Origin of the sequence: Streptomyces sp. NBC_01077 (assembly GCF_045162855.1) — a bacterium.
Lineage (GTDB): Bacteria > Actinomycetota > Actinomycetes > Streptomycetales > Streptomycetaceae > Streptomyces.
Map to the genome: position 1 here is coordinate 1543808 of NZ_CP108669.1, position 13114 is coordinate 1556921.

Consider the following 13114-nt stretch of genomic DNA (forward strand, 5'->3'; position numbering starts at 1 on the left):
CGTGCGCGGCACCCATAATCGACCGCATGCCGCATGTACTGCTCATCGAGGACGACGCGTCCGTACGGGACGGAATGGAGCTCGTGCTGCGCCGGCACGGGTACGACGTCGACACGGCGGCCACCGGCGAGGAGGCGCTCGCGCTGCTCGACGGCCCCGGCGGCGCGAGGGTCGAGCTGGCCGTCCTCGACCTGATGCTGCCGGGGATGGACGGGTTCGAGGTGTGCCGCCGTATCCGCGCCCGTACGACCACGCTTCCCGTCATCATGCTGACCGCGCGCGGGGACGACCACGACATCGTGACGGGCCTGGAGGCGGGTGCCGACGACTACGTGGTCAAGCCGGTCACCGCGCCCGTCCTGGAGGCCCGCATCCGGGCCGCGCTGCGGCGCGCGGAGCCGTCGGGACCGTCGCGGACCGCCGACGCCGACCTCGCGGGCCTGGTGATCGACCGCGCCGGCCTCACCGTCACCAAGCACGGCGTCACGATCCCGCTGCCGCCCACCGAGCTGCGGCTCCTCCTGGAACTGTCGGCCTCCCCCGGCCGGGTCTTCGGTCGCGAGCAGCTCCTGTCGTCGGTCTGGGACCACACCTTCCTCGGTGACTCCCGGCTGGTGGACGCGGCGGTCGGCCGGCTGCGGGCGAAGCTGGAGGACGTACCGGCGAGGCCGCGGTACGTCCAGACCGTGCGGGGCTTCGGCTACCGCTTCGGCCCGCTGTGAGCCGTACGCGCGGCGCGGGCGGTGCCGCCCCCGCCGGGAAGCCCCCGAAGCGGCGCTCCCGGCGGCTCGTCGGGGGGCTGCGGACCCGGCTCGTGGTGACCTTCGTCGTCGTCGCGCTCATCAGCGCGGTGACCGCGACCGCGCTCGCCTACCGGGACGCGCGGACAGCCGTCCTCCGGCGCACCCAGGACGCCGCCGTGAACGACGTACGGACGCGGGTCACCGCGGTCGCCGCCGACTTCGACCTGCCGCCCGACCAGCGGTCGCTCTCCCGGTTCGCGGCGAAGGTCTCGGACGGTCTCGGTGCCCGGATCGTGGTCGCGCGCTACCACGATCTCGTCGCGGTCTCCGACCCGCTCGCCGCCACGGAGGGCCGGATCACCGCCGAGCTGCGGACCGCCGTACGGGCCGGGGACGGGACCCGGTTCCAGCGGGTGACGTGGCGGGACGAGCCGTATCTGGTGGTCGGCATGCCCGTGACGTACGCGGACGGGGACCGTCGATTCTCCGGTCTGGAGGTCTTCGCGATCACCGACCTCCGGGCCGAACGCGACGACACCGCCGCCCTGCTGGACTCCGTACGGGCCGGGATCCTGCCGGTGGTGGTCCTGGCCGCCGTCCTGGCGCTGCTCGCCGCCGGTACGGTCCTCCGACCCGTACGGAAGCTGGGGCGGGCCACGCGTGAGCTCGCGGAGGGCGACCTCGGCAGCCGGGTCTCGGTCAAGGGGCACGACGAACTCGCCGATCTGGCGCGGACGTTCAACGAGACGGCGGACGCCCTACAGACCTCCGACGCGCGCCTGCGCGAGCAGGAGGCGAAGGCGCGCCGCTTCGTCGCGGACGTGTCGCACGAACTGCGCACCCCCCTCGCGGCGATGACGATGGTGGCGACCGTCCTGGAAGAGGACGCCGACCAGCTGCCGCCGGACGCGGCGCGGGCGGCCCGCACGGTGGGCGCGGAGACGGCGCGGCTCTCGCGGCTCGTCGAGGACCTGATGGAGATCTCCCGCTTCGACGCGAACGCGATCCGGCTGAACGCGGCCGAGACCGATCTCGCCGACACGGTACGGGCGTCCCTGGCGGTGCGCGGCTGGACCGAGCGGGTGGAGGTCCACCTCGACGAGGGCGTACGGGCGGTGGTCGACCGGCGCCGTGTCGATGTGATCGTGGCGAACCTGGTGGGCAACGCGCTGCGGCACGGAGCCCCGCCGGTCACCGTGACCCTCGGTACGAGCAGCGCGACGGACGGGGAGTGGGTGACGGTGGAGGTCGCCGACCACGGCCCGGGGCTGCCGCCGGAGGCCCGGGAGCGGGTCTTCGACCGGTTCTACAAGGCGGACGCGGCCCGCACCCGGAGCGCGGCCGACACCGGCGGGCAGGGCAGCGGCCTCGGCACGGCGATCGCGCTGGAGAACGCGCGACTGCACGGCGGCACGATCGACGTCGCCGAAGGAGCGGAGGGCGGCGCGGTGTTCACACTGCGGCTGCCCCTGCGGCGCACCGGAGAGGACGCGGAGTGAGAGTACGAGCGGGAGTACTGGTCTCCGTCCTCGGGATCGCCCTGGTGGGGTGCGGTGTGCAGCCGACCGGGGTGATAGGGGCGGGCGAGCCGGCGACCGGGCTGACGCGCGGGATCCGGCTGTACTACGCGTCGGACAGCGGGCTGCGGGGCGTACCGGTGCTCGACAGGAAGGTCGAGAGCCTCAACTCGGTGGTGAAGCTGCTCGCGGGCGGCCCGCCTCCCGCCGAACAGCGTGACGGCCTCACCAACCTCGTCCAGCTGGGCGGCTACACGGTGACCGGTCAGGGCGCCCGGGTCACGGTGCACCTGGAGGACCCGTACGCGGCGACGGGCCGCGACCAGGGAACGGGACAGCTGGTGTGCACGCTGGCCCGCGCCCAGTCCGTGCTCGACCCGGAGGTCAGGACCGACGACGTGGAGGTCACCCTGCGCCAGCCGGTCGGCCCGTCCCTCGGACCCTACCGGTGCGCCGAGTTCCTCGACGGCTAGCGCGGACTTCCCTCGCTCGCCCCGGCGTGGGGCACGGGACCGCCGGCGCCTGGGTCGGCCTTGAGCAGGTCCAGGAGGCCGGTGATCTCGTAGTCGCCCTCCAGCGGGTGCCGGAAACGCTTGCCGGGGGCCAGGCGGTAGCGGTTGCGCCGGCCTTCACGCGCGTGCGTGAGGTAGCCGGCGGCCTCCAGATCGGCCACGATCGCCTGCACCGTGCGCTCGGTCACCCCGCACGCGACGGCGACATCGCGCAGGCGCACATCGGGATCTCGGGCGATCACCACCAGTACTCGGGCGTGATTCGTCAGGAAGGTCCACTGACGATCGCCTGAACTGTCACCCATGCACCCATTATGTGGTGTTTTACTCATGAGTCGCAAGACCGGAAATCGGTCTCATGTGATTGTTGACGCATTACTGAAGAAAAGAGGACGATAGGGACGGAAAGACCAGGTTCGGCCGGCCCGTGGGAGCACACCATGCACCCCCTTCCAGACCGCGCCACCGACCTCCGGGCGCCCGTCGGCGACACCCGCCCCCAGCCGCCCGTGACCGGCCAGGACGCGCAGATGACCGTGGACGTCACACCGGGCGGCACCGTCGTCGTCAGCGGCGAGATCGACCGTGCCACCGCCTCCCAGCTGCACCAGAGCCTCATCGCGGCGCTGCACGCCCACCCGGAAGGCGTCACGCTCGACCTCGCCGCCGTCACCTTCTGCGACTGCGTCGGCCTGCGTGCCTTCCTGGCCGCTCGGCACCAGCACCTCGATGGCGGGCGCTGTCCCCTCACGCTCGGGCCCGTGAGCCCCCGGATGACCCGCCTGCTCCAGCTGACCGGCACCGGGGAACTCTTCGCACCGCCGAAGACGGGACCGGTCCGGGGGAGGACAGGACAGCGTCAATGAAGGGGCAGCCGCACCTCGATCGTCTTGCCGCCCTCCGGTGGCAGAGACAGCCTGATCTCCTGCGCGAGCAGCCTGACCAGGGGCCAGCCGAACCCACCCTCCGCCAGGCCGGAGGCCCGCTCACTCCTGCCGGCGTCCGTGCCGGCGTCCGTGAGGTGCGGCAGCTCGCCGCTCGCGTCCGCGACGGTGATCGTCACCGCGCCCGGGTCGAGTTCCACACCGAATCCGGTGAGACCTCCCCCGTGCCGCAGCGCGTTGGTCACCAGCTCGGACGTCACCAGCAGCGCGTCCCCGACGGCCGTGGTGGACGGCGGGCTCCCCGTCCCCGTCGCGGCCACCGCCAGCACTTCCGCCACCTGGGCGCGCGCCTCGGCCGCGTCCTGCGGAACGAGGGGCCTGTTCCTGTTCGGCGTGCGTTGCCCTGTGGTCACTGTTCTTCCCGCCCTGTCTCCGCTCGTCCCCACCCTCTTCTCGTCCCCACCCTCTTCACATCGGTCACCAGGCCCCTGCCCCGACGATCCGTTCGCAATCCCCCGCCTTCTCCCCCTCCGTCGCCCACGCCGCTTGTGGGGCGTGGGAGCGGGTATGAGGCCAGAGGGACCTCGCACGAGGAGCCTTCATGTCGAACCACCGCACCACCGTCGGGAGCAGCGGCCCTTCCGTCCGTCACGATCCGAAACCACCGGCCGGGCTGCCGGAGATCGCGGATCCCCTGGCGGTGAGCACCACGGACGCCCGCGCGCTCTCGACGACCCTGTTCGAGCGGCTGCGGTCACTCGAGGAGGGCACGGCCGACCACTCGTACGTACGCAACACCCTCGTCGAGCTGAACCTCAGCCTGGTCAAGTACGCGGCTACCCGGTTCCGCCGCTCCAGCGACTCCTGGGAGGACATCGTCCAGGTGGGCACCGTCGGCCTGATCAAGGCGATCAACCGGTTCGACCCCGACCGGGGCAACGAGTTCATGTCCTTCGCCCTGCCGACCGTGCTCGGTGAGATACGGCGGCATCTGCGGGACACCAGCTGGAGCGTCCACGTACCGCGCCGCCTACAGGAGCTGCGCCTGGACCTGGCGAAGGCGAACGACACCCTCGAACAGCAGCTGGGCCGCCCGCCGACGGCCGGCGAGCTCAGTGCCCACCTCCACATCACCGAGGCGGAGCTGCGCGAGGGCCGGATCGCCGCGAACGGATTCACCAGCCGCTCGCTCGACGTTCCCGTGGACGACGAGGACGGCGGTCCCGGCATGCTCGCCCGCTGCCTCGGCACCGACGACGACTCCTTCGAGAAGGTCGAGAACCTGGAAGCGCTCAAGCCGCTCGTCGCCGCCCTCTCCGCACGCGACCGGACGATCCTGGCGCTGCGGTTCGGCGACGAACTGACCCAGGCGGAGATAGGCGAGCGGCTCGGCCTCTCCCAGATGCACGTGTCCCGTCTCCTCAGCCGGATCCTCGGCGGTCTGCGGACGGCCCTGACGGCGGAGGAGCCGCCGGAGGCCGTGATCGCCTAGGCAAACCGGTCACGGGCCGCCGGGGAGTGCCGGAGGCCGTCCGGTCGCCGGGACCGGTGTGGCCAGCTCCATCCAGAAGGACTTGCCCGCCTCCCCGGGGACGGCTCCCCACGCGCGCGCGAGCCGGTCGATCACGATCAGGCCGTTGCCGCCCGGCTGCCCCGGCGCACCCCGTGGCCGGAAACCCGGGATCCGGCTGCTCCGGTCGCTCACCTCGATCCGCAGGTCGCCCGCCGCACCCGACGCCGCACCGTTCTCCGGCGACTCGGCGGGAGAGAGCCGGATCACCAGCTCCGTCGGGCCGCCGGCATGGAGACAGGCGTTGGTCACCGCTTCCGACACCACAAGCAGGACGTCCTCGATCGCGAGGTCCCGCTCCTCCTCCGTGAGCCCCGTGGTCTCCGGTGGTCCGGGCCAGTCCCAGTCGGTGAGCGCCGCACGGCAGAAGTCACGGCATCGCGCCACCACCGACTCCCCGCTCCGCAGGACGAGCCGTCTGATCTGGCCCCTCGACCGGGCCGGTTCGCTCATCCCTGCCTCCACCGTGCCCGGTGGCGCGCCGCGTTCACGGGTGCTCCCCTCCGACCAGGTCCTCGGGCAGCTCGTCGTACACCGTGAACACCGCCACGACGCCGGTGATGTCGAAGACCCGGTCGACGGGCGGGCGCAGTGCGGCGAGCTCCAGCCGGCTGCCGGCCTCCACCGCGTCCAGCCTCGTGGTGAGCAGCAGATTGAGCCCGGTCGAATCGCAGAACGTCAGCCGTCCGCAGTCCACCACGATCCGCTCGGGCCGCCGGTCCAGGGCCTCGGTCAGGGCCGCGTGCAGGGGCTCCTGGGTGTCGCGGTCGAGCTCCCCCGCCACCGTGACGACGGCCGTGGCTCCGCTCCACCGGACCGCGGCCGTCAGGCGTGGGCCGACAAGCCCGGCATCACCCGTCCCCGTCGCATCCCTTGGCATCCGGCACTCCGGTTCCCGTCGGCGCAGAATTCCGAGCTGAGGCCGACGATACGCCGGGGTCTCCGGGCACGGCGAGCGGAAGCCCGCCCGGCCGCGCGGAGGGCGCGGCGCAGCCGCCGGACCGCTCGCGACCGGGCTCTCGTGTGATACGACGAAGACGCGCGGCGGAACGGCTGTGACCGGGCAGGCCGGGAAGACGCGGCGTACGGCCTCCGCGGCCGCGCGGGCCCTCGGGACCGGAAGGTGAGGCGGATGACTGACCGCGAGAGCGGGCCGGGACGGGAGAAGGCAGGGGGAGGTCACGAGCCCACGCGGGGCCGCCGGGAGACCGCGGACGAACGCGCCGACCGGCAGTGGCAGGACCTCATGCAGGAGATCCGAGTGGTCCAGACGGGTGTCCAGATCCTCCTCGGCTTCCTGCTGACCGTCGTCTTCACCCCGCGGTACGAGAGTCTCCCTTCGACCGACAAGGGGATCTACGTCCTGACGGTGATCCTCGGATCGCTGGCGACAGGCGCGCTCATCGGCCCCGTCCCCTTCCACCGCCTCGTCGCGGGGCGGCAGATCAAACCCCAGGCGGTCACCTGGGCGTCCCGGCTGACCTTCATCGGGATCCTGCTCCTGCTCGCCACCCTCACCAGCGCGCTCTTCCTCATCCTGCGGGTGGCCACCGACAACGCGATCGTTCCCTGGCTCGTGGCCGGGGTCGCGGCCTGGTACCTGCTGTGCTGGTTCGCCCTGCCGCTGTGGACCCGGCATCGGCACACGACGAGGAGGGAGGAGTGACCGGAGGGCCGGCGGGTAGCCGCACGGATGAAGCGCCCGGCACACGGGAGACACCCGGAACACGCGGGAAGGAGCACGTCATGCCTCGCGGATCCAGCCCGAAGCGGGAACGGCAGTACGAGCACATCAAGGAGAGCGCGGAGCAGCGCGGCGAGAGCGAGAAGCGCGCCCAGGAGATCGCGGCCCGCACGGTGAACAAGGAACGGGCCCGGCACGGCGAGTCCCGGACGTCGAGTCCGCTGTCCCGGGAGGACATGTCGTCCGGCGAGCGAGGCGGCCGGCGCTCCCACAGCGGCGCCGAGGGACGCACGTACGACCAGCTCTACGAGGAGGCCAGGCGCCGTCACCTGGACGGCCGCTCGAAGATGAACAAGGCACAGCTGCTGCGCGCCCTGGGCGGCGGCAGCTGAGGACACCCCTTCGGCCTCCCGGGATCAGACGTCCTGGATCCGCCGGAACGGGTGGTCCGCCTCCAGTGCGAACGCGATCTCGAGAAGGGTCCGTTCGCTGCCGGGGCGGCCGGAGAACATGACGCCGATGGGCAGCCCGTCCTCCGTCGCGCTCGTGGCCGGTAGCGAGATCGACGGCGTGCCGACGACGTTGTTGACCGGTGTGAAGGCGACGTACGCGAGGATCCGCTCGACCAGCGTCACGTACGGCACGGTCGGGCTGAGGTGACCGATCCGCGGCGTGGTGTGCGCCAGTACGGGCGTGAGGACGAGGTCGAGTCCGCGGAACGCCGCCGCGTACGCCTCCCTCGTCCGCTTCAGCCGCCGCAGGACGCCCGGCGTGCGCCGCCAGCTCTTCAGGTACTCCTCGCGCAGCCCCCGGCTGAGGCCGTCCATGCGGTGCCGGTCGAAGTCCGCGCCGAAGGTCCGGCCCGTGATGCCGAGGAGGAACGACAGCATCCCCCAGTACGTGAGGAAGTCGTCGGTGAAGCGGGGGTCGAGGTGCAGCTCCACCGGCTCCACGCTGTGGCCGAGCCGTTCGAGCGTCGCGACGGTGTCCATGACGGCCGCCCGGGTCGCCGTGTCGGCGTGGGCACCATTGGGCGAGTCGACCAGGAACCCGATGCGCAGGCGCCGTTCCGAGGGGCCTTCGACCAGGCCGAGGGGCGGCAGCTTCGGGTTGCGCCAGTGGGTCTCGGCGGCGGCGAGGAACGCGGCGGTGTCCCGTACCGAACGGCTCACGATGCCGTCGGAGACGATGTCGAGGGGCAGTTGGCGGCTCTGGGCGTTCGTCACGACGCGGCCGCGGGTCGGCTTGAGACCGACGAGTCCGCAGCACGCGGCGGGTATGCGTATCGATCCGCCGCCGTCGTTGGCGTGGGCGATCGGAACCGCCCCGGCGGCGACGAGCGCCGCGCTGCCGCCCGACGAACCCCCCGCCGAGTAGCCGGTGTTCCACGGATTGCGGACCGGTTCGGCGGTCTCGTACTCCGTCGCGGGGCTGAATCCGAACTCGGGCAGCCGGGTCTTGCCGAGGACCGTGACACCGCTGCTCAGGAGCTGGCGGGCGAAGGGCGCGTGCCGCCGTGCGACGCGCGGGGTGAAGGCCGCGCTGCCGTGCCCGGTGGGCAGGCCCAGGTAGTCGGTGTTGTCCTTGACGAAGGTCGGCACTCCCGCGAAGGCACCGCCGCCTCGCCCGGTGACGTACGCGGGGGCGTCGATGTGCACCTGGACCGCGTGGAGCCGGTCCTCGACCTCCCGTACGCGCGCGGCCGCGTCCCGGGCGACCTCTGCGACGCCGACCTCGCCCCGCCGGATCGCCGCGGCGAGCCCGACGGCGTCGTGCTCCCCCAGCGCGTCGTCCCGGAAGGCGTGCACCGTGGCCCGTTCCTCGAAAGTCGTCACCGCTACCTCAGCCCCCGGCCGTGTGGTTGGTTGGCCGCCAGCATGCCTTACCAACCAGTAACACGCGAGTGGTTGAGCGTGGGGGAGCTCCCGGGAGGGCCCTCCTGGAGACGGGCGAGCCCCTGCCCGCCGTCTGAAAAAGAGAAAGGCAAGGAGATGAAAACTCTCCTTGCCACTCTCAATGTATAGCGCACAGGGGGCCTTGCGGCAAGGCCCCGGTCGTGCGGCAGAATCTCCAGCCGTAGCCAGTGACCTGCGGAAATCGGTGTGTTCGCACGATCCATGCGCTCGTGGGGCGCAGGGATCCCGCGACGGGCGGCTGGCTGGATGCAATCTAAGAAACGGGGCGGTTCTCATGTTTGACGTGATCGTTGTCGGCAGCGGTCCTACCGGCTTGATGCTGGCCGGCGAGCTGCGGCTGCACGGCGTCCACGTGCTCGTACTGGACAAGGAGGCGGAGCCGACCCGGCAGTCGCGCGCGCAGGGCCTGCACGTGCGCAGCATCGAGGTGATGGCGCAGCGCGGTCTGCTGGAGCGGTTCCTTCCGCTCGGGCACCAGATCACGGCCGGTGGCTTCTTCGCGGGGCTCGCCAAGGCGTGGCCGGACGGGCTGGACACGGCCCATTCGTATGTTCTCGCCATTCCGCAGCAGGTCACCGAGCGTCTGCTGACCGAGCACGCGACCGAGGTCGGTACGGAGATCCGGCGGGGCTGCGAGGTCGTCGGGCTCAGCCAGGACGAGCTGGGGGTGACCGTCGAACTGGCCGACGGCGAGGAGCTGCGCGCGCGGTACGTCGTCGGCTGCGACGGCGGCCGCAGCACGGTGCGCAAGCTGCTCGGCGTCGACTTCCCCGGTGAGCCCGCCCGGGTCGAGACGCTCCTCGGCGAGATGGAGATGACCGTATCGCCCGAGGAGCTGGCCGCCGTGGTGGCCGAAGTCCGCAAGACCCAGCTGCGGTTCGGTGCCATGCCCCTGGGGGACGGGGCGTACCGCGTCGTCGTACCCGCCGAGGGTGTGGTCGAGGACCGTGCGACCGCGCCGACCCTCGACGACTTCAAGGAGCAGCTGCGGGCGGTCGCCGGGACGGACTTCGGTGTGCATTCGCCGCGCTGGCTGTCCCGCTTCGGCGACGCGACCCGGCAGGCCGAGCGCTACCGGGTCGACCGGGTGTTCCTTGCGGGCGACGCGGCGCACATCCACCCGCCGACCGGCGGGCAGGGGCTCAACCTCGGTATCCAGGACGCGTTCAACCTGGGCTGGAAGCTGGCCGCGGCGGTCGGCAGCTGGGCGCCGGAGGGGCTCCTCGACAGCTACCACGCCGAGCGGCACCCGGTGGCCGCCGAGGTCCTGGACAACACCCGCGCGCAGATCCAGCTGATGTCGACCGAGCCCGGTCCCCAGGCGGTGCGCCGACTGCTCGCGGAACTCGTGGAGTTCGACGACGTCAACCGGTACCTGATCGAGAAGATCACGGCGATCTCGGTCCGCTACGACTTCGGCGGGGAGCACGAGCTCCAGGGCAGGCGCATGCGGGACCTGGAACTGAAGCAGGGACGTCTCTACGACCGGATGCACGAGGGCCGCGGACTGCTCCTCGACCAGACCGGCCGGCTCTCGGTCGAGGGCTGGGCGGATCGGGTCGACCATGTCGTCGAGGTCAGCGAGGAACTGGACGCGCCCGCGGTGCTGCTGCGGCCTGACGGCCACGTGGCCTGGGTCGGTGAGGACCAGCAGGACCTGATCGAGCACCTGTCCACGTGGTTCGGCGCGGCCACCGGCTGAGCGTGAAGTGCCGTTCCGGGGAGGCCGCGAGGCCTTCCCGGGACCGGTCGCGTCGGCCGTCCGTCCGAGGCGACCCGCGCGACCGGCAGAATGGTGGCATGACCATGGAGATCACCCCCGTGCGGGTGCTGCGCCCCGGCGACGTGCCGGAGTCGACCGTTCTGCCCGTCACGGACGGGACGGTGGCGCTCTGGCTGCTGCCGGTGGCGGAGGACCCCGCCGCGCCCGCCCTCCTGGACGCCGAGGAACGGCGGCAGTGGAAGGCACTGATACGGGAGGACCACCGGGCGCGGTATCTCGCCGCGCACGGGGGGCTGCGGCGTCTGCTCGGGCACTACCTGGGGATGCGGGCGGACGAGGTGGTGTTCGTCCGGGAGGACTGTCCCCTCTGCGGAGGGCCGCACGGGCGGCCGGCCGTGCGGGGCGGCGGGATTCACTTCTCGCTCTCGCACAGCGGGGACCTGGCGTTCGTCGGTCTCGCCGCGACGCCCGTGGGCGTGGACGTGGAGGTGCACCCGGAGGCCGAGGTGTCGGCCCTCGTGGCGGACAGCCTGCACCCTCGGGAGCGGGAGGAGTTCGCCCTGCTGCCCCTGGAGGACCGGCCGGCCGCCTTCGCGCGGTGCTGGGTACGCAAGGAGGCCTATCTCAAGGGCACGGGGGAAGGGCTGGTCGGGGGGCTCGATCGGACGTACCTGGGGATGGGACCGGAGCCGGCCACCGTACCGGGCTGGTCGCTGGCCGACGTACGGGTCGCACCCTCGTACGCGGCGGCCGTCGCCCTCTCACAGCAGTGACCGGACGGGACCACCTCTCGACGACCCCGGCGTCGTGGTGCCGAGCTTGACCTTGACACGGTGACAAGGTCTTCACTACGGCCAAGGAGGTGGTCCCGATGACCTTGCCCACACAGGGCACGGATGCGACGCCCGCTCTTCGGGGGCTGGAGGACAGCCGCTCGTCGGTGAGGCTGCGGGCAGCGCTGGCGGTCGGCACGACGCCCGACCCGCGGTTCGTCGGCACGCTCGTCGAGCGCTGCGCGGTCGAGCCCGAGTTCTACGTACGCGAAATGCTCACATGGGCCCTCACCCGGCACGCGCCTTCCGTGACGGTCCCGGAGCTTCTGCGCGAGGTCCGCTCGGAGCGGGCGCAGGCACGGAGCCAGGCGTTGCACACCTTGTCCAAGATCGGGGATCGGCGGGCGTGGCCGGGGATCACCCGGGCGCTGTTGTCCGACGCCGACGACGAGGTGGCGCGGAGCGCGTGGCGGGCAGCTGTCGTGCTCGTACCCGAGGACGAAGAGGCCGAGCTGGCCGATGTGCTGGCGGCACAGCTCGGGCGCGGCGGGCGTGACACGCAGTTGAGCCTCAGCAGGGCGCTGATCGCCCTCGGCGAGGTCATCATGCCGACGCTGCGCGCCGCGACGAGGGCACTCGACCCGCGTGTGCGGCAGCACGCGATCGCCACGGAACGGCTGTTGCGCGACCCGGACGCCGGATTCGAGCGCGCGATCGAGGAGGCGAAGCGCGTCGTCGCCCTCGGCGGGACCAGCCAGGAGGGGGGCTGAGGCATGTTGATCGGTGATGTGGCACGACGGTCCGGGGTCAGTGCCCGCATGCTCCGGCACTACGAATCGCTGGGCCTGGTGCGGCCGACGGGGCGCACCGGGGCCGGCTATCGCGAGTACTCCGACGAGGACATCCGGCGGATCTTCCATATCGAGAGCCTGCGGTCCCTGGGGCTTTCGCTGCGTGAGGTCGGGAGCGCGCTGGACGATCCCGGCTTCACGCCCTCGGAGCTCGTCTCCGACCTCATCCGGGGGGCGCGGGAACGCATCGCGGCGGAGACGGCGCTGCTCACGCGACTCCGTCGGATCGGCGCCGCGGAACCCGCCGGCTGGGAGGAGGTCCTCCAGATCGTCGCGCTCCTCCATGCCCTGGGGTCGGAGAGCGCCGGCAAGCGGCAGCGCGCGGCCCTGTCCTCGGTCGAGGAGATTCCGGTGCCGGTGGAAGCGCTGGTCGAGGCGGCGTTGAGCGAGACGGACCCGAACGTCGCCGGAGCCCTTCGGTGGGCTCTGGCGCGATCGGGCGACGGCGTGGCGATCGCGCTCCTCGCGGAGGGCCTCGGCTCACCGGAGACCGAGGTACGGGAACGTGCCGTGCGGGCCGTCGCCGAGATGCCGGACGACGAGGCGACCGCACTGCTGCGGGACACCCTCGCGCACACCGACATCGTGGTCCGCGGGCGCGCGGCTCTCGCGCTCGGGGCACGGGGAGTGGTCGAGGCGGTCCCGACACTCATCGACATGGTCGTGGAGGAGACGAATGACGTCGACGCCGCCGATGCGCTGAGCACGCTGGCGAGCCGCCCCGCATGGGCGGAGCAGATCGCCACGGGGCTCGTCGACCGCCTCGCCCACGACACCGTCGCATCGCCCGCGCGCCGACGGCTGGCACAGGCGCTGGCGGACATCCCGGGCAGCACGGCATCCCGCGCTCTGGCAGATCTGTCCCAGGACGAGGACCGCGCGGTCGCGCTCACCGCCGCGTACATCCTCACCCTGCGCGACGAGACCTAGGTCGTGTCCGG

General features: G+C 72.1%; 16 protein-coding genes. 11 read left to right on the top strand and 5 right to left on the bottom strand.

Translation table 11 applies throughout. The features are described from left to right. The first annotated feature begins 26 nt into the window (after positions 1-26). Genes OG462_RS06925 through OG462_RS06935 form a run of 3 tightly spaced genes read left to right on the top strand, consistent with a single transcriptional unit; the run spans position 27 to position 2733 of the window. A complete protein-coding gene (locus OG462_RS06925; RefSeq protein ID WP_406055476.1) occupies positions 27-722 on the top strand; it encodes a response regulator in 696 nt (231 codons plus the stop codon). Next, entirely contained in the window at positions 719-2242 is a 1524-nt protein-coding gene (locus OG462_RS06930; RefSeq protein WP_406055478.1) for an ATP-binding protein, read from the top strand. The genes OG462_RS06925 and OG462_RS06930 overlap by 4 nt, the downstream gene beginning before the upstream one ends. Beyond that, on the top strand, positions 2239-2733 hold the full coding sequence (locus OG462_RS06935; RefSeq protein WP_406055480.1) for a hypothetical protein: 495 nt from the start codon (positions 2239-2241) through the stop codon (positions 2731-2733). Before OG462_RS06930 ends, OG462_RS06935 begins: the two co-directional genes overlap by 4 nt. Here OG462_RS06935 and OG462_RS06940 read toward each other — a convergent pair. After that, positions 2730-3077: a helix-turn-helix transcriptional regulator gene (locus tag OG462_RS06940; protein WP_406055482.1), complete on the bottom strand. Its 348-nt coding sequence runs from the start codon at positions 3075-3077 to the stop codon at positions 2730-2732. The two genes, OG462_RS06935 and OG462_RS06940, sit on opposite strands and share 4 nt — an antisense overlap. Positions 3078-3212: 135 nt before the next feature. Between OG462_RS06940 and OG462_RS06945 the strand changes: the two genes are divergently transcribed. After that, positions 3213-3638, top strand: coding sequence for an STAS domain-containing protein (locus tag OG462_RS06945; RefSeq protein WP_406055484.1), 426 nt, complete (start codon positions 3213-3215; stop codon positions 3636-3638). Here OG462_RS06945 and OG462_RS06950 read toward each other — a convergent pair. After that, positions 3632-4069 carry an ATP-binding protein gene (locus OG462_RS06950; protein ID WP_406055486.1) on the bottom strand — a complete coding sequence of 146 codons (438 nt, stop codon included), beginning with the start codon at positions 4067-4069 and terminating at the stop codon, positions 3632-3634. The genes OG462_RS06945 and OG462_RS06950 overlap by 7 nt on opposite strands. A gap of 188 nt (positions 4070-4257) precedes the next feature. Between OG462_RS06950 and OG462_RS06955 the strand changes: the two genes are divergently transcribed. Then, complete coding sequence (locus OG462_RS06955) at positions 4258-5148, top strand: SigB/SigF/SigG family RNA polymerase sigma factor (protein ID WP_406055488.1); 891 nt, start codon at positions 4258-4260, stop codon at positions 5146-5148. A gap of 9 nt (positions 5149-5157) precedes the next feature. Here the strand turns inward: OG462_RS06955 and OG462_RS06960 are convergent, their stop codons facing one another. Together OG462_RS06960 and OG462_RS06965 are read right to left on the bottom strand one after the other, a co-directional pair. Beyond that, the gene (locus OG462_RS06960) at positions 5158-5679 is read right to left on the bottom strand and encodes an ATP-binding protein (protein ID WP_406055490.1); all 522 of its coding nucleotides are present in this window, start codon (positions 5677-5679) and stop codon (positions 5158-5160) included. A gap of 34 nt (positions 5680-5713) precedes the next feature. Continuing rightward, entirely contained in the window at positions 5714-6106 is a 393-nt protein-coding gene (locus OG462_RS06965) for an STAS domain-containing protein (protein ID WP_406055492.1), read from the bottom strand. A gap of 252 nt (positions 6107-6358) precedes the next feature. Here OG462_RS06965 and OG462_RS06970 point away from each other — a divergent pair, with 252 nt between their 5' ends. Then, positions 6359-6892 (top strand): DUF6328 family protein, encoded by a 534-nt coding sequence (locus OG462_RS06970; RefSeq protein WP_406055494.1) that lies wholly within the window; start codon positions 6359-6361, stop codon positions 6890-6892. Between the two features lie 80 nt (positions 6893-6972). Then, complete coding sequence (locus OG462_RS06975; RefSeq protein ID WP_406055496.1) at positions 6973-7302, top strand: plasmid stabilization protein; 330 nt, start codon at positions 6973-6975, stop codon at positions 7300-7302. A 24-nt stretch (positions 7303-7326) separates the two neighbouring features. Here OG462_RS06975 and OG462_RS06980 read toward each other — a convergent pair whose 3' ends face one another. Next, positions 7327-8745 (bottom strand): amidase, encoded by a 1419-nt coding sequence (locus OG462_RS06980; protein ID WP_406055498.1) that lies wholly within the window; start codon positions 8743-8745, stop codon positions 7327-7329. 355 nt (positions 8746-9100) lie between these two features. On the opposite strand from OG462_RS06980, the gene rox reads away from it, so the two are divergent. From rox to OG462_RS07000, 4 genes are all read left to right on the top strand, one after another. Next, positions 9101-10528: a rifampin monooxygenase gene (gene rox / locus OG462_RS06985; protein WP_406055500.1), complete on the top strand. Its 1428-nt coding sequence runs from the start codon at positions 9101-9103 to the stop codon at positions 10526-10528. A 98-nt stretch (positions 10529-10626) separates the two neighbouring features. After that, positions 10627-11322, top strand: coding sequence for a 4'-phosphopantetheinyl transferase family protein (locus tag OG462_RS06990; RefSeq protein ID WP_406055502.1), 696 nt, complete (start codon positions 10627-10629; stop codon positions 11320-11322). 98 nt (positions 11323-11420) lie between these two features. Beyond that, the gene (locus OG462_RS06995; protein WP_406055504.1) at positions 11421-12092 is read left to right on the top strand and encodes a HEAT repeat domain-containing protein; all 672 of its coding nucleotides are present in this window, start codon (positions 11421-11423) and stop codon (positions 12090-12092) included. 3 nt (positions 12093-12095) lie between these two features. Continuing rightward, a complete protein-coding gene (locus OG462_RS07000; RefSeq protein WP_406055506.1) occupies positions 12096-13103 on the top strand; it encodes a HEAT repeat domain-containing protein in 1008 nt (335 codons plus the stop codon). The last annotated feature ends 11 nt before the right edge of the window (positions 13104-13114 follow it).